Source organism: Bradyrhizobium sp. NBAIM03 (assembly GCF_020194055.1).
GTDB classification, from domain to species: Bacteria; Pseudomonadota; Alphaproteobacteria; order Rhizobiales; family Xanthobacteraceae; genus Bradyrhizobium; species Bradyrhizobium yuanmingense.
Genome location: NZ_JADYVS010000029.1, coordinates 1 through 15,380 on the forward strand (window position 1 = coordinate 1; position 15,380 = coordinate 15,380).

At 65.0% G+C, this 15,380-nt stretch carries 20 protein-coding genes and 1 riboswitch; of the genes, 11 read left to right on the top strand and 9 right to left on the bottom strand.

Annotated features, from left to right (window positions below):
* Positions 1-67 precede the first annotated feature (67 nt).
* Positions 68-454, bottom strand: a complete 387-nt coding sequence (locus tag I6F21_RS31045) for a hypothetical protein (RefSeq protein WP_225140461.1) — start codon at positions 452-454, stop codon at positions 68-70.
* 346 nt (positions 455-800) lie between these two features.
* On the opposite strand from I6F21_RS31045, the gene I6F21_RS31050 reads away from it, so the two are divergent.
* From I6F21_RS31050 to I6F21_RS31070, 5 genes are all read left to right on the top strand, one after another.
* Positions 801-1,241 (top strand): nuclear transport factor 2 family protein, encoded by a 441-nt coding sequence (locus tag I6F21_RS31050; RefSeq protein ID WP_225140462.1) that lies wholly within the window; start codon positions 801-803, stop codon positions 1,239-1,241.
* Between the two features lie 200 nt (positions 1,242-1,441).
* Entirely contained in the window at positions 1,442-1,882 is a 441-nt protein-coding gene (locus tag I6F21_RS31055) for a nuclear transport factor 2 family protein (RefSeq protein ID WP_225140463.1), read from the top strand.
* A gap of 372 nt (positions 1,883-2,254) precedes the next feature.
* Positions 2,255-3,163 (top strand): hypothetical protein, encoded by a 909-nt coding sequence (locus tag I6F21_RS31060; protein WP_225140464.1) that lies wholly within the window; start codon positions 2,255-2,257, stop codon positions 3,161-3,163.
* A gap of 217 nt (positions 3,164-3,380) precedes the next feature.
* Positions 3,381-3,803, top strand: a complete 423-nt coding sequence (locus I6F21_RS31065; protein ID WP_036009414.1) for a hypothetical protein — start codon at positions 3,381-3,383, stop codon at positions 3,801-3,803.
* 323 nt (positions 3,804-4,126) lie between these two features.
* Positions 4,127-4,264, top strand: coding sequence for a hypothetical protein (locus I6F21_RS31070; protein WP_225183989.1), 138 nt, complete (start codon positions 4,127-4,129; stop codon positions 4,262-4,264).
* Positions 4,265-4,302: 38 nt separating this feature from the next.
* Here I6F21_RS31070 and I6F21_RS31075 read toward each other — a convergent pair whose 3' ends face one another.
* From I6F21_RS31075 to I6F21_RS31085, 3 genes are all read right to left on the bottom strand, one after another.
* The gene (locus I6F21_RS31075) at positions 4,303-4,449 is read right to left on the bottom strand and encodes a hypothetical protein (RefSeq protein ID WP_036009412.1); all 147 of its coding nucleotides are present in this window, start codon (positions 4,447-4,449) and stop codon (positions 4,303-4,305) included.
* A 197-nt stretch (positions 4,450-4,646) separates the two neighbouring features.
* Positions 4,647-5,126 (bottom strand): MaoC family dehydratase, encoded by a 480-nt coding sequence (locus I6F21_RS31080; RefSeq protein WP_036027193.1) that lies wholly within the window; start codon positions 5,124-5,126, stop codon positions 4,647-4,649.
* On the bottom strand, positions 5,126-5,578 hold the full coding sequence (locus I6F21_RS31085; protein WP_036027191.1) for a MaoC family dehydratase: 453 nt from the start codon (positions 5,576-5,578) through the stop codon (positions 5,126-5,128). The genes I6F21_RS31080 and I6F21_RS31085 overlap by 1 nt, the downstream gene beginning before the upstream one ends.
* A 178-nt stretch (positions 5,579-5,756) precedes the next feature.
* Between I6F21_RS31085 and I6F21_RS31090 the strand changes: the two genes are divergently transcribed.
* Complete coding sequence (locus tag I6F21_RS31090; protein ID WP_028134403.1) at positions 5,757-6,053, top strand: DUF4282 domain-containing protein; 297 nt, start codon at positions 5,757-5,759, stop codon at positions 6,051-6,053.
* Positions 6,054-6,167: 114 nt separating this feature from the next.
* Here I6F21_RS31090 and ychF read toward each other — a convergent pair whose 3' ends face one another.
* The 4 genes from ychF to I6F21_RS31110 form a co-directional block, all read right to left on the bottom strand.
* On the bottom strand, positions 6,168-7,265 hold the full coding sequence (gene ychF, locus I6F21_RS31095) for a redox-regulated ATPase YchF (protein WP_036009406.1): 1,098 nt from the start codon (positions 7,263-7,265) through the stop codon (positions 6,168-6,170).
* Between the two features lie 123 nt (positions 7,266-7,388).
* The gene (gene pth / locus I6F21_RS31100; protein WP_036009403.1) at positions 7,389-7,994 is read right to left on the bottom strand and encodes an aminoacyl-tRNA hydrolase; all 606 of its coding nucleotides are present in this window, start codon (positions 7,992-7,994) and stop codon (positions 7,389-7,391) included.
* Between the two features lie 58 nt (positions 7,995-8,052).
* On the bottom strand, positions 8,053-8,769 hold the full coding sequence (locus tag I6F21_RS31105) for a 50S ribosomal protein L25/general stress protein Ctc (RefSeq protein WP_225140465.1): 717 nt from the start codon (positions 8,767-8,769) through the stop codon (positions 8,053-8,055).
* A 223-nt stretch (positions 8,770-8,992) separates the two neighbouring features.
* Positions 8,993-9,256, bottom strand: coding sequence for an accessory factor UbiK family protein (locus tag I6F21_RS31110; protein ID WP_225140466.1), 264 nt, complete (start codon positions 9,254-9,256; stop codon positions 8,993-8,995).
* 198 nt (positions 9,257-9,454) lie between these two features.
* Between I6F21_RS31110 and lgt the strand changes: the two genes are divergently transcribed.
* From lgt to I6F21_RS31135, 5 genes are all read left to right on the top strand, one after another.
* Complete coding sequence (gene lgt / locus I6F21_RS31115; RefSeq protein WP_225140467.1) at positions 9,455-10,300, top strand: prolipoprotein diacylglyceryl transferase; 846 nt, start codon at positions 9,455-9,457, stop codon at positions 10,298-10,300.
* 20 nt (positions 10,301-10,320) lie between these two features.
* Positions 10,321-11,439 carry an SAM-dependent methyltransferase gene (locus I6F21_RS31120; protein WP_225140468.1) on the top strand — a complete coding sequence of 373 codons (1,119 nt, stop codon included), beginning with the start codon at positions 10,321-10,323 and terminating at the stop codon, positions 11,437-11,439.
* Positions 11,436-12,203, top strand: a complete 768-nt coding sequence (pgeF, locus tag I6F21_RS31125) for a peptidoglycan editing factor PgeF (protein WP_225140469.1) — start codon at positions 11,436-11,438, stop codon at positions 12,201-12,203. The genes I6F21_RS31120 and pgeF overlap by 4 nt, the downstream gene beginning before the upstream one ends.
* A gap of 187 nt (positions 12,204-12,390) precedes the next feature.
* Positions 12,391-13,008: a hypothetical protein gene (locus I6F21_RS31130; protein WP_225140470.1), complete on the top strand. Its 618-nt coding sequence runs from the start codon at positions 12,391-12,393 to the stop codon at positions 13,006-13,008.
* A 194-nt stretch (positions 13,009-13,202) separates the two neighbouring features.
* Entirely contained in the window at positions 13,203-14,156 is a 954-nt protein-coding gene (locus I6F21_RS31135; RefSeq protein ID WP_036009398.1) for a ribose-phosphate pyrophosphokinase, read from the top strand.
* A 124-nt stretch (positions 14,157-14,280) separates the two neighbouring features.
* Here I6F21_RS31135 and I6F21_RS31140 read toward each other — a convergent pair whose 3' ends face one another.
* A complete protein-coding gene (locus I6F21_RS31140) occupies positions 14,281-14,838 on the bottom strand; it encodes a 6,7-dimethyl-8-ribityllumazine synthase (RefSeq protein ID WP_036027167.1) in 558 nt (185 codons plus the stop codon).
* 78 nt (positions 14,839-14,916) lie between these two features.
* A riboswitch (FMN riboswitch) is annotated at positions 14,917-15,076 on the bottom strand.
* Positions 15,077-15,380: the final 304 nt, after the last annotated feature.

The window sequence follows — 15,380 nt, forward strand, 5'->3', positions numbered from 1 at the left end:
GGGCGAAGGGGTGGGTGGAAGAAGAGGTAGACGCGTAGGTTTATCGGCGACGTTCGTGGTTACCCCCTCACCCCACGCTCGCCGCCACCACGGCCATCACCGACAGCAGCAGCACGATCGTCACCAGTTGCAGCGAGGCGACGGGCTGGGTGCGCCAGGCCGTGATTTTGTCGGAGAGCGACAGATGGGCCTCGAAGAATTTCGGCTCGTAGACGGTCTTGAACAGGTGCGGGAAGCTCGGGCCGAGGGTCACGGCGATCAGGGCGTGGGTGAACGAGGCGAAGGCGACGAAGATGGCGACGCCGGGATCGCCGACAAGGTCGTGGTTGCCAACGAGCTTGAGCAGGAAGGCCGCAGTGGCGAAGGTCGGGAAGCTCTGCAGGGCCGCGGTCAGCGCGAGGCCTTCGAGCGCGTTATGCAGGCGGGACTTTCTCGTGGCGGCGATGGTGGCCATGGCACGTCTCCCTGATGACTTGGGGATGACGGTAGCGGCGTCTGGACAGGCGCGACGTGAGATGGATCACGCAGGCCGGCGATGCCGGCTGCGTCTCTCCCCTCCACGTTCACGCAAGCTTCGGCGCACGAGAGCGGGCCGCCTATGTTCCCGGCGCGCGGCTTTGCGGGTTCGTCCACGCGGGCTTGCACACCAAGCAGCCGAAGACGCCGCGAACCCCATGAACCGGGCATTGCGCTCGCACGTCAAAACCTCTGCAAACATTCCTGTGATCTTGCGGATTGCGCCGGCGTGAGACCACGCGCTAGGCTTGCAAAAGGCACAAGACCAAGGAGAGCGGGTGGGAATGACGGTGGAGCAGCTGAATCGCCAACGCGTCGTGCACCTGCTCGATGCCTTCGCGCGCGGCGACATCGAGACGGCGCTGGCCAGCTGCACCGACGACGTCTATTTCCTCACCCACGCCCCGATTGACGTGCTGCCACATCTGGTGCCGCGCCACGGCAAGCAGGAGCTGCGCGAGCTGTGGCAGACGGTCTGGTCGCGCTATTCGGAGGTTCGTTACAAGACGCCGCATATCGTCGCCGAGGGCGAGGCCGTCGCGACCTACATGCACGCTTTTTTCAAGAAGCGCAGCAACGACCGCATCGTGCAGTTCGACATGGCGGTGTTCTACACGTTTCGCGGCGGACTGGTGGCGGAGATGCGCGAGATCATCGATTCCTACGACCTGGTGCAGCAGGTGCTGGAACGGGAGATCGGGCCGCTGATTGCCGGGGCGGACTGAGCGCCGGGACCCGGACAATTACGGGGTTGTATTGTAAATCTCACAAAACCCGTTCAAGTGTGCATTGCGAAAACGTGAATTGCGTTTTGGCCGAAATCTGCTAATTTGTTCGTATACAAATGAGTTGAGCCCTGGCGCCTTGGTGCGCATGGGGTTGTTTGCCGTTTTTTTCCGTAAAGCCAGCTTCAGGACTGCCCCAAATGACAGAGCACAGCCTCTGGCGTTTCTCGCGTGCGTTGCACCGCGCGATCAACGACCGGGATTTTAGGGAAATCGAGGCCCTGATCGACGAGGACGTCGAGTGGGCGCTCTACGGCCCGATCGACATGTTTCCGTTCCTCGGCGCGCGCCAGGGCAAGGATGCCGTGCTCGACGTCATCCGCCAGCTCGCCGACAATTTCCAGGTCCGCCGCTTCGACCGCGAGAGCATCATGCTGGGCGTCGATTCCGCCGCCTCGATGGTGCGCTATTCGCTGACGGCCCTGGATTCCAACAAGCCGATCAGCCTGCGCGTGGCGCAGTTCGCCCAGTTCAAGGCCGGCAAGCTGATCAGCATGCGGGTGCTGATCGACACCTTCGACCTGGTCGAGCAGGCACTCGGCCGCGCCATTCATCTGCCGAAGATGACCAGCGTCGGCTAACGCATGATCCGGCTCCGAAGGGCCGCGTTAGCGCAAAGTGCGAAGCGGTTTTCCGAGAAGATCATGCGCAAACAACAACCTGAAGCGCGACGATGATCATCGCGCTTCAGGGGGGACGCCAACGGGCCCCGCTGTTCGGGACCGATGACGAGGCGATCGCGACGTCCTGGCCTCCAGCCCCGCCGGATGCCGTCGCATCACGAACCTGTCATCGGGCGCGCGCCTTTCGCGCGGCCCGTTGGTTCGCCTCCCCTTGCGAACCGCCACAATTCCGCAACGATAAACCGGCACTTTCAGCGCCGGAATGGCGCATGGTCATTGCGACCGCTATAGTGGGGCGGACAGCATGCGCTGGGGTTCGTGGGCAGGACGATGGAATTCTCGACAGGGTTTGGCTGGACCAGGCTGCCGTTGCTGGCGGCCGCATTCATCTTGGGCTCGGTGCTGACGTTACAGGCACAGATCATTCCGCCCTTCTCGTCACCCGCATCCGACGACGAGGCCGAGGCGGCCGAAGTCCCCGACGTCAATGGTCCCGACATCATGAAGGGCATCGACGTCGACAAGCTCGACTGGAGCCAGATCGGGGTCGATGCGGGGACCGGCATCGACCCGATGGCCGCCAAGAAGTGCGCGCAGGCCGCCGCAAGGGAAGGCCTCGACTGGTCGTCGAATCCCAATGCCAACGGCTCCTCGGCGGTGACCGTGAAGCAATCGGTGTCCTCGTTCTGGGATACCCGAGTCGGCGCCGACATGACGCTGGCGAGCGAGCCCAGGACGATGTCCGAGCTGCTGGCGCAGAAGGCCACCAACGGCGGCAACCTGCCGCAATCCTCGGGCAGCGCCTGGGCGACGGCAACCGCGCCGGGCGCGGGCGCGATCTGGGACAAGACCGCGGTGGAAGCCAGGGTCGATCCCGGCGCCGAGCACAGCAAGATCGGGGCATCGCTGACCAAATCGGTGCCGCTGTCAGGCGACACCTCGCTGACGCTGCAGAACGGCTACAGCGTCAACCAGCAGGGCACCAGTGCGGTCCCCGGCATCGGCGGCCACGTCACGCGCAATTACGAGACCGACCAGAGCGCCAAGGTCACCGTGACCGACACCGGCACCAGCATCGTTGCCGGCCAGACGCTGTCGACCACCGACGACAAATGGCTGCGCAAGCTCGGCGCCGAGCAGAAGCTGTTCGACAACGTCACCGTATCAGGCTCGGTCGGTGAAACCTCGCAAGGCACGCTGAACAAGAGCGTGACGGCGGGCTTCAAGAAGAGCTGGTGAGGCCGGCGCCTCTCCCCGCCTGCGGGGAGAAGGCCATCACCGCGGCAGCATTCACCCTTCCCTAACCATACGCCACGGCAAAACCCCCGAATGGTCCGGCCTTGCCGCATCTCGGCCCATTTGCGGTCAAAATCGGACGCCCTGATACGGCCTGCCTCACAGACGTCGTCGTGCGGGGGACACTCGCGCTGCGCTCAACGCGAACAGGGGAATAACGATGAACGCCATGCGTCCCGAAAAGATCGAAGCCACCGAGACCGAGACGGTCGACACTAACCTCGCCGCCGTGACCGAGGTCGAAGCCGGCATCCGCGACTTCGTCCGCAACGACATCGCCTATCTGCGCCGTCCGGCCGCGACCACCACCGATGCGCCGCCGCTCGATCCGAGCGCGGAAGCCACCGTCAATAACGTCAACTCGCTGATCCAGCGCGTCGCCGGCACTTCGCTCGCCGAGATCGAGAATTTGATCTCCGAGCTCGAGAGCCTGCGCGACCTGCTCCACGCCGAAGGCCAGCGCGTCCAGCGCGAGATCTCCGGCTACGCCCAGCTCAGCCAGGCCGCGATGAAATCGACCCGCATGATCGCCGACAACGTCGCGCAGTGGAAGCGCGCCGCCGACGGCCTGCGCAACAGCTGATCGCCGGTACGAACGCATCATTGGCCGCCGCGTTCCGGAAGGGAGCGCGGCGGTTTTGATTTGTTGGTGGGTCACGCAGCCGTTTCTCCAACACAGGTGTCATCACCCGCCTGTGCGCAATTGCGCACAGGGGCGGGTGATCCAGTATTCCACCAGCGCCGGTGATTGAATCGATAGGCCGCGGCGTACTGGATGCCCCGGACAAGCCGGGGCATGACAGCGGAGAATGTGGCGCGGCCAACGGCCACCATTGAACCCTCCGGCCCACCCCGGCGACCAACGCCAAGCGCCCGTGCTACGGCCGGGCTCAGGGGACATTTCAGATGGAAAGCATTCGGCCCGACACCACGGACCCGATCCCGTTGCGGCCCGCGCCGAATCAATTCGGCACGATCATGCTGCGCTTTGTCGGGCTGGTGGCGGTTGCGATCGCCATCCTGGCGTTCGTCTATAGCCGCTGAGCTGCGGCCGGATGCCGGCCGCGATCGTTAACGAATTCTTACCGGGCCGCTTCCGCCGTCGAGGCTTCCAGCGTGTAGGCGCCATCGGCGTAGCCCTTCGCCACCATGCCCGCGACCAGCATCACGGCCAGCGTCGCGGTCGCGAAGATGAATCCAACAAATTTGAGTGCGCCGCGATCAGCCATGGTCCTCGTCCCCTGTCGTCTGCCTATTCGTTTCAAATAGACAGCGACAGGTTCATAATTAGTTAGCAACTGACTGGTTCCGCGAAACTGCTTCGCCGTAACCATGTTGCGCAGGCTTATGGCAGCCACCCGGAATCGCGTCCATAGCGCGCGGGCAACACTCGCGCACTCATTTGCCCGTTCATCTTGGAACAGATCTAACCGCCCTTGCGCAGCGGCACGAAGGCGGAGGCGGTGATGGAATAGACCTCCTCGCCGCGCTGGTTGGTGCCGGTGGTGCGGGCCGTCAAAATGCCCCAGCCGGGACGGGAGGCGGAGGCGCGCTTGTCGATGACTTCATTGACGTAAGCGACGGTGTCGCCGGCGAGCACCGGCCTGATCCAGCGCAGGTCGCGAAAGCCCGGCGACGGGCCCCACACCGCGACCTCCTCGCCGCGCGAGGCGGCCTCGCGTGCCAGGCGCTGGCCGTCGGCGACAAGCAGGCTCATGCAGGCCGAGCCGACATGCCAGCCCGAGGCCGCGAGCCCGCCGAACAGCGAGTTCTTGCCCTCCTCCTCGTCGAGGTGAAAGCGTTGCGGATCGAACTTGGCGGCGAAGGTCTTGATCTTTTCCGCCGTGAACGTATAGGCGCCGATCTCGCGGCGCTGACCGATCGCGATGTCTTCGAAGAACCGCATCAGGCCGCTCCCTCGCGCCGCTTGATCAGGATCGGCGAGGTCATCTCGGCGAGCGCCTGCCCCGCCGCATTGCGCGCGGTGCATTTGAACTTGACAATGCCGAGCTCAGGTCGGCTCTTCGAGGCCCGCGCCTCCAGGACATCGACGTCGAGCGTGAGATCGTCGCCGGGCCGCAGTGGCGACAGCCAGCGCACCTCGTCGACGCCGGGAGATCCCAGTGACGCGGCGCGCGTGATGAAGCCGTCGGCCATCATCCGCATCATCAGCGAGCACAGGTGCCAGCCCGAACCGGACAGGCCGCGCAGCATGCTCTCAGCTGCTGCCGCCTCGTCGAGGTGCATCGGCTGCGGATCGAACTCGGCGGCAAAGGCCAATATCTCGTCGCGGGTGACGTGGCGCGGGCCGAACGTTCCGAACCGGCCAGGCGGGAAATCTTCGAAGGTCAGGGTCATCTCGGAAAGCTTTGCGGGAATGACAGATTGTGGCCGCACTTTGCGGCAATCTCAACCCGCCGGCCCGCATGGCTCGTGCTACATACTTGAGATCGGCGTTGATTTGAGTCGGATCGATCGACGGCCGAAGCCCGATTTGAAGTCCCGATTTGCCTTGCGATTTGCCTTGGGGAGAGCAATGTTCTCATTCAGCGACCTGTTCCAGTGGGACCGCTTCATCACGCCGACGATCATCAAGACCTTCTACTGGCTGGTGATCGCGCTGATCTGCCTGTTCGGGCTCTCCGGCATCTTCTCAGGGTTGGCCGCGATGGCGATCAGCCCATTCGGCGGCTTCCTGGTGCTGCTGTCGTCGATCGCCAGCGTCGTGGTCGGCATCGTGTTCTCGCGCATCGTCGCGGAGCTGATCCTGATCGTCTTCCGCATCAACGAGCATCTCGGCGCGATCCGGGACCAGGGATCAGGGATGCGGTGATTCCCGTCATTCCGGGGCGCCTCGAAGAGGCGAGCCCGGAATCCATTGAGCCACAGAACAAGCGTATAGATGGATTCCGGGCTCGCGCTTCGCGCGCCCCGGAATGACCAGCTCCTACGTATTAAACCTGAAATGCATCACGTCGCCGTCGGCGACGACGTAATCCTTGCCTTCGAGGCGGAGCTTGCCGGCATCGCGGGCACCGGCTTCGCCGCCGAGCGCGACGTAATCGTCATACGCGATGGTCTCGGCGCGGATAAAACCCTTCTCGAAATCGGTGTGGATCACGCCGGCCGCCGCCGGCGCCTTGGTGCCGCGATAGATGGTCCAGGCGCGCGCTTCCTTCGGGCCCACGGTGAAGTAGGTGATGAGGTCGAGCAGGGTGTAGCCGGCGCGGATCAGGCGATCGAGGCCGGCTTCTTCGAGGCCCAAGGTCTCCAGGAAGTCCGCGCGCTCGTCACGCGAGATGGTCGCGATCTCGGATTCGATCTTGGCGGAGATGACGACGGCAACCGCGCCCTCCTTCGCCGCCTGCTCCTCGACCGCCTTGGAGAAGGCGTTGCCTGTCGCGGCCGAGCCTTCCTCGACGTTGCAGACATAGAGCACGGGCTTGGACGACAGCAGGCCGAGCATCGAGAAGGCCCGCTCCTCCTCCGCCTTGCGCTCGACGAGGCGCGCGGGCTTGCCTTCGCGCAAGAGCACCAGGGTGCGGTTGACGAGATCGAGCTGCTCCTTGGCGTCCTTGTCGTTGCCCTTGGCCTTCTTGGTGAGATTGTCGACGCGCTTCTCGAGGCTGTCGAGATCGGCGAGCATCAGCTCGGTCTCGATGGTCTCGATGTCCGCGAGCGGGGCGATCTTGCCTTCGACATGGGTGATGTCGGAGTCTTCAAAGCAGCGCACGACATGCGCGATGGCGTCGACCTCGCGGATATTGGCCAGGAACTGGTTGCCGAGGCCTTCACCCTTGGAGGCGCCGCGCACGAGGCCTGCGATGTCGACGAAGGTCAGCCGGGTCGGGATGATCTGGCCCGACTTGGCGATGGCCGCGAGCTTGTCGAGCCTGGGATCGGGCACGGCGACCTCGCCGACATTCGGCTCGATGGTGCAGAAAGGATAGTTCGCGGCCTGCGCCGCGGCCGTCTCGGTCAGCGCATTGAACAAGGTCGACTTGCCGACATTGGGCAATCCGACGATCCCGCATTTGAATCCCATGGTGGTCCTGGCCTCCGCGCTTCGCGCGCAAATGTCTTTCGAACTCGTCATGCGCGGGCTTGATCCGCGCATCCATCGTCTTCGAAGGATGGATCGCCGGATCAAGTCCGGCGATGACAGGTGTTATTCCTTGCCGTTCTCGTCCTTGGTCAAAAACCCCTTCGCCTGCATGGCCAGATGCACCCTGTTGGCGAAGGTCGCGTCCGTGCCCTTGGCAAGCAGCGCGGCATGCTCGGCCACCGCATCGCAGAGCGTCGCCACCCATTCGTTGTCGGCCTTGGCGAAGTCCGACAGCACATGGCCGTGCACCAGCTCCTTGACGCCGGGATGACCGATGCCGAGCCGCACCCGGCGATAATCGTTGCCGATATGCGCCGAGATCGAACGCAGGCCGTTATGGCCGGCAATGCCGCCGCCGATCTTCACCCGCACCTTGCCTGGCGGCAGCTCGAGCTCGTCGTGGAACACGGTGGTGTCGCCCGCGGCGATCTTGAAGAAGCTCGCCGCTTCCTGAACGCTGCGTCCGGACTCGTTCATGTAGGTCGTGGGCTTGAGCAGGATCACGCGCTCGGGTCCGAGCGCACCTTCCGAGGTCTCGCCCTGAAAGCGGCGGCGCCACGGCGCAAAACCATGACGCCGCGCGATCTCGTCGACGGCCATGAAGCCGATATTGTGCCGGTTACGTGCGTATTTCGCGCCGGGATTGCCGAGCCCAACAAAGAGTCGCATGACGCGGCGCGCCCCCCGCTCGGCGCGCGGTCAAGGACCGCGCGCCAGCTTCGAGAGATTACTTCTTCTTGTCGCCGCCGGCGGGAGCCTTGGCAGCAGCGGCAGGAGCAGCAGCCGGAGCCGCAGCACCAGCGGCCGGAGCAGCCGCAGCGCCCGGGGCCGCACCAGCAGCGGCAGCCGCAGCAGCGGCCTTCTGCTCTTCGGCGTAACCGGACGGCGGCACGATGGTGACGAGGGTCGCGTCCTCGCGGGTCAGCGCCTTGACGCCGGCCGGTAGCTTGACGTCGGCCAGATGCAGGGAGTGACCGATCTCGAGCGAGCTGACATCGGCCTCGATGTATTGCGGGATGCTCTCGACGCCGCATTCGAGCTCGATCGCGTGGGCGACGATGTTGACGGTGCCGCCGCGCTTCACGCCCGGGGAGGTTTCGGCCTTCACCACGTGCAGGGGAACGCTGATGCGGATGGTGGCGCCTTCGCCCAGCCGCATGAAGTCGACATGGATCGGGAAGTCCTTGACCGGATCGAGGTGATAGTCGCGCGGAATGACGCGGTGCTTCTTGCCCTCGAGGTCGATGTCGACCAGCGTGGTCAGGAACCGGCCGGCAAGGATGCGCTGGCGCAGTTCACGATCCTCGATCGAGATCGTCAGCGGGGGCTGGTTGTTGCCGTAGATCACTCCGGGCACTCGCCCGGCGCGACGCTCAGCCCGGGCGGCCCCCTTGCCGCTCTTCGGACGTGCGGTCGCCTTCAATTCCTTGACGGTCGTCGCCATGTCGTTAAGTCCTTGTTTTTGCAAAAGTTAATGGGCCGCAAGGCGGCCCATGGCATGGTCCACAGCAAGCCTCCAGGGGTGCGGGGGCCGCGGACGTGGCGGGCTTTTACCCGGAAGCTGCGGAAATGACAAGGAGAATGGGCTGGCAGCCCGCGGTTCGCACCCTCCCCTGGAGGGCCAGGTGCTTACCCTCCCCTGGAGGGGGAGGAGTCAGAGACCGCGCTTAAGACGTCGGAGTCCCCCCCAGCCTCGCCTCCAGCGCCGCGATCCGCACCTTCAGCGCCTCGTTCTCCTCGCGTGCCAGGCGTGCCATGTCCTTGACCGCCTCGAACTCCTCGCGCTTGACGAGGTCCATGTCGCGCAGGAATTTTTCGGCCTGGCTGCGCATCACGGAATCGAACTCGCGCTTGACGCCCTGGGCAGCACCGGCGGCGTCGTTCATCAGGCGGCCGATCTCGTCGAAAAACCGGTTATTGGTCTGGGTCATTGTGGGCCTCCGATAAACTTTGCGCGAACACGCAGAATGACAATGGCAATCCGACGGGGCCGGTTCAAGGGCGAAGCGGCGGTATCCTTGTCATGCATCGGTTTCCTTGCAATCGTATTCAACGTCCCCGCATAAGAGGAATCACGGGGCGTCTGCCGGCGCCGACCGCCGCGATCCCGCTTGGACATAGAAGGCGCGATGCCGTTTCTGCTCATCGACTTCCCCGCCTTCAACCCGATCGCGCTCGAGATCGGTCCGTTCGCGATCAAATGGTATGCCTTGGCCTATATCTGCGGCATCGTGTTCGGCTGGCTTTATGCCCGCGCGCTGCTGAAGAGCGAACGCCTGTGGGGCGGACCCGCGCCGATCTCGCTGCTTCAGATCGATGACTTCATCCTGTGGGTCACGCTCGGCATCATCATCGGCGGCCGCGCCGGCTACGTGCTGTTCTACAACCTGCCCTTCTTCATCGACCATCCCGCCGCGATCTTCAAATTGTGGGAGGGCGGGATGTCGTTCCACGGCGGCTTCCTCGGCTGCGTCGTCGCGGTGATGTGGTTCGCCTGGCGCAATGGCATCTCGATCCTGTCGCTCGGCGACATCACCACCGCGGTCGCCCCGGTCGGGCTGTTGCTCGGACGCATCGCCAATTTCATCAACGGCGAATTGTGGGGCCGCGCCACCGACCCGACCCTGCCCTGGGCGATCATCTTCCCCAACGATCCGACGCAACTGCCGCGGCATCCGAGCCAGCTCTACCAAGCCGGCATGGAGGGCATCCTGCTGTTCACGGTGCTCGCGATCATGATCCGGTTCGGTGCCTTGAAGCGCCCCGGCATGATCCTCGGCGCCTTCATCCTGGTCTATGGTCTGGCCCGCATCGCCGGCGAGCATTTCCGCGAGCCGGACGCGCAGCTCGGTTTCCTCTGGGGCGGATTAACCATGGGCATGCTGCTGTCGATCCCGATGCTTATCGTCGGCCTCATTCTTATTGTATTGGCAGTGAGGCGCGGTGCGCCGACGCCCTTCCAGGCCATTCGTTAATTCATTTCGAGAAGATCGCCGTGACCGACCAGCCGCTGCTCAACGAGATCAAGGCGCTGATCAAATCTTCCGGGCCCATGCCGGTCTGGCGGTACATGGAACTGTGCCTGATGCATCCGCGCTACGGCTATTACGTCTCGCGCGATCCGCTCGGGCGCGAGGGCGACTTCACCACGGCGCCCGAAGTCAGCCAGATGTTCGGCGAGCTGTTGGGGTTGTGGACCGCCTCGGTCTGGAAGCAGATGGGCTCGCCGCAGTTCCTTCGGCTGATCGAGCTCGGCCCCGGCCGCGGCACCATGATGGCGGATGCGCTGCGCGCGCTCCGCGTGCTGCCCCCGCTCTACCAGGCGCTCCACATCCACATGGTCGAGGTCAATCCCGTGTTGCGGGACCGGCAGAGCGCGACGCTCGCCAACGTGCGCAACATCGCCTGGCACGACAGCATCGACGAGGTGCCGGAGGGCCCCAGCATCATCCTCGCCAACGAATATTTCGACGTGCTGCCGATCCACCAGATGGTCCGGCTCGAGAACGGCTGGCACGAGCGCGTGATCGAGATCGATCCCAACGGCAAGCTTCAGTTCGGCGCGGCGCCGGAGCCGACGCCTCGCTTCGACGTGCTCCTGCCGCCCGTGGTGCGCGCCGCCCCCATCGGCGCCGTGTTCGAGTGGCGCCCCGACGGCGAGATCATGAAGCTTGCCACGCGCGTGCGCGACCAGGACGGCGCGGCGCTGATCATCGATTACGGCCACCTCCGCAGCGACGCCGGCGACACGTTCCAGGCGATTGCGCGCCACAGCTTCGCCGATCCCTTGAAGGCGCCGGGCCAGGCCGACGTCACCGCCCATGTCGATTTCCAGGCGCTGGCGCGCGCGGCCGAGGATGTCGGCGCGCGCGTGCATGGGCCGGTGACGCAAGGCGACTTCCTCAAGCGGATCGGCATCGACACCCGCGCCGCCGCCCTGATGCAGAAAGCTGCGCCCGACGTTGCCACCGACATTTCGGTGGCGCTCAGACGCCTGACCGATACCGGGCGTGGCGGCATGGGCTCGATGTTCAAGGTGCTCGGCATCTCCGAGCCGCGGCTAGCAAGCCTAGCCGGCCTCAGCGATCTCGAACAGGCAGGAGAGGCCTCATGACGATAGCTTCGTCGCTGCTGTCGGCCGTGCCCGGCCTGCGCCATGCCTTCTTCACCCGCGAAGGCGGCGTCTCCGGCGGCATCTATTCCGCGCTGAACGGCGGGCTCGGCTCCAACGACGACCAGACCCTGGTCGCCGAGAACCGGCGCCGCATGGCCGAGCATGTCGGCGTTGCGCCCGAGCGCTTCCTCAGCCTGCACCAGATCCATTCGCCCGACGTGCTGGTTGCCGAGGCACCGTGGCCGAGCGGGCCACGACCCAAGGGCGATGCGCTGGTGACGAAGACGCCGGGCATCGCGCTCGGCGTCTCCACCGCCGATTGCGGGCCGGTGCTGTTCGTCGATCCGAAGGCGCGCGTGATCGGCGGCGCGCATGCGGGGTGGAAGGGCGCACTGACGGGCGTGCTGGAATCCACCATCGCGGCGATGGAGCAGCTCGGCGCCACGCGCGGCGGCATCATCGCCGCGATCGGCCCCTTGATCCGCCAGGACAGCTACGAGGTCGGCAACGAGTTCGTCGCGCGCTTCATCGAACAGGATGCCGAGAACACTGTGTTCTTCATCCCCTCGGTGCGCGAGGGCCACGCGATGTTCGATCTCGCCGGCTTCATCCGCAAGCGGCTCGAGGCCGCAGGCATCCTGATGATCGACGATCTCGGCCTCGATACCTACGCCGACGAGCGCTTCTTCAGCTATCGGCGTTCGGTCCATCGCAAGGAGCCGGATTACGGCCGTCACGTTCACGCGATTGCGCTGGATGGGTGAACACAGGGGCAACCCCGTGTCATTCCGGGGCTCGCGAAGCGAGAACCCGGAATCCATCGTGCGGCAATTCACGCGGCGAAATGGATTCCGGGTTCGATGCTTGCGCATCGCCCCCGGAATGACAGTGGGGATGTGTCGCGCCTGCCCTAGACCTTAATCGATTTTAACGATATCGCTGCCCTCCATAATGAGGGACGCGTCATTCATCTTCCGCCGCGCGGGTTCGCGCGTGCTGGCGGTCATGCTGCTGGTGGCGGCGGCCGCGCTGGGCGGCTGCGCCGGCGGCGGCGGCAGTGCCGCCAATTCCTATGCGATGGCGCCGAGCGCCGGCAGCGGGGCCACTATCGCCTTCGAATCGATCGACGGGCCACCTCCGCAAGTGTTCGACCGCATGGTCGGCGTGCTCGACAGCGAATCCAAGCTGCGCAGCCTGTCCGTGGTCTCCCGCGAAGGTACGGCTGCCTATCGCGTGCGCAGCTACCTCTCCGCCCAGGTGGTGCGCGGCAAGACCGTGATCGCCTGGGTCTGGGACGTCTACGACGCCAACCAGCAGCGCGCGCTGCGTCTCTCCGGCGAGGAACCGACCTCGGCCAAGGGCGGGCGCGACGCGTGGTCGGCTGCCGACGACCTCGTGCTGCGGAAGATCGCCCAGGCCGGATTCAGCGGACTTTCCAACATGATCAACGGAACGCCGGATGCACCCGGCGCGGCTCCGGCATTGCGGGGACCGGCGGTGGCCAGCGTCGTCAAGGACGCTCCCGCGCAGGACATGCCGGCATCAGCGCTCGGCTATGCCGAGCAATAACCCCCGCTAAACCACGGCCTCAACTTGCGGCCAAGCCGTTGGCCCGACTCAGGATTTTCGAAGGGAAAACGTAGCATCCCGGGTTGCCATCGCGGCCTTCCGCCTGATATTTCCTCGCCCGTCGTAACCGTGCTGCCAGCGGGTATTTTCTGATGTTGAAGGTCGTATCCAGCAAAGCGCGGGAGGAAGCGTCCATGTCGGCCAAAAACGGCTCCATCAAGCTCGTCGCCGGCAACTCCAATCCGGCCCTCGCCCAGGCGATCGCGCAAGGGCTCGACCTGCCGCTGACCAAGGCGGTGGTGCGGCGCTTCGCCGACATGGAGATCTTCGTCGAGATCCAGGAGAACGTCCGCGGCTCGGATGCCTTCGTCATCCAGTCGACCTCGTTCCCCGCCAACGACCATCTGATGGAATTGCTCATCATCACCGACGCGCTGCGCCGCTCCTCGGCGCGCCGCATCACCGCAGTGCTGCCCTATTTCGGCTACGCCAGGCAGGACCGTAAATCAGGCTCGCGCACGCCGATCTCGGCCAAGCTCGTCGCCAACATGATCACGCAGGCCGGCGTCGACCGCGTCATGACGCTCGACCTGCATGCCGGCCAGATCCAGGGCTTCTTCGACATCCCGACCGACAACCTCTTCGCCGCGCCGCTGATGGTGCGCGACATCAAGGACAAGTTCGACCTGACCAAGACGATGGTGGTCTCGCCCGACGTCGGCGGCGTCGCCCGCGCGCGCGGTCTCGCCAAGCGCATCAACACCCCGCTCGCGATCGTCGACAAGCGCCGCGAGCGGCCGGGCGAGTCCGAGGTCATGAACGTGATCGGCGACGTCTCCGGCCACACCTGCATCCTCGTCGACGACATCGTCGATTCCGGCGGCACGCTGGTGAACGCGGCCGATGCGCTGCTCGCCAAGGGCGCCAAGGACGTCTACGCCTACATCACCCACGGCGTGCTCTCCGGCGGCGCGGCGGCGCGCATCGCCGGCTCCAGGCTGAAGGAGCTGGTGATCACCGATTCGATCCTGCCGACCGACGCGGTGACCAAGGCGCCGAACATCCGCACCCTGCCGATCGCCAGCCTGATCTCGGATGCGATCGCGCGCACGGCGGCGGAAGAATCGGTGTCGAGCCTGTTCGACTGATTTGATCTAGCACCGTCATTCCGGGGCGGCGCGTCACCGCCGAACCCGGAATCCATCTTGCAGCAATCCGTGTCGATCAATGGATTCCGGGCTCGCGCTGCGCGCGCCCCGGAATGACCATTGCCTACCCCACGATCCCCGCCGCGACCTGGCCGCGCAAACGCTCCAAGCCGTGCAACGTCTCCGCACAGGCGGTCGCGACCTCGACGCCCTTGATCGCAAAGTGCTTGCGGAAGAAATCGTAGTGCACCTCGGTCTCGTGGAATTGCTGCGGCGTCAGCACGGCCGAGAACACCGGCACCTCCGTCCGCAGCTGCACGTCCATCAGCGCCTTGATCACGGTGTCGGCGACGAATTCGTGGCGGTAGATGCCGCCGTCGACGACGAGACCGGCCGCGACGATCGCGGTGTAGCGCCGCGTCTTGGCGAGGACCTGCGCGTGCAGCGGAATCTCGAACGAGCCCGGCACCTCGAACACGTCGACATGGGTGAGGTGGCGGGCTTCCGCCTCCTTCATGAAGGCGATGCGGGCTTCCGCGACCACGTCGCGGTGCCAGCAGGCCTGCACGAAGGCCACCCGCTGCGGCTTGGCGAAGCGCGGATGCGCAGGGGCCGGATCCACGGGAACCGGCGGCGGCGTTTGGGACGTTTCGGTTTGGGGGTCTTGCAGCATCTGATTCATGGCTTTCCTCGGTTTAAGGACCAGAATCAGGGCACACGGAACGACAAACAGCCGCATCGTCTCGATGCGTCTGCCAGCGACCGTTCTCTTTCATCCGGACTTTAACCGTCGGCTTCGGAGTTGCACCGAATCTGCTGACCCTTCCGTTCGGGATAAACCCTTGCGGAAGGCGCTCGCGGGCTTGGGCCTGTCGGCCCTTACCGCCGGTGGGGACTTTCACCCCGCCCTGAGAACATCGGCCGTCCGGGATGAACGGCCTATCAGGAAATATGCCGCCGCCGGGCAGTCGCGGCAAGCGTGTTCCGCATGGGCCAAGCGCATGGTGCCATGCCGCGGCGGCGGTTCGGCCCTCGCCCCACGGAATTTGCGGCGAGCTTTTTTGCCGAATCCGATTCCGGTTTGTTCTCGTCCGTTAAGAATTGTGGCGGAGATGAGCTGTGGACGAACGAGTCCTGGCTTGTGGACGGACTCGCGACCCCGTTGCGCAGATTCCGCAAATCACATCACTTGATCCGCGACAGGCCCGCGCTGATCCGAGGGAT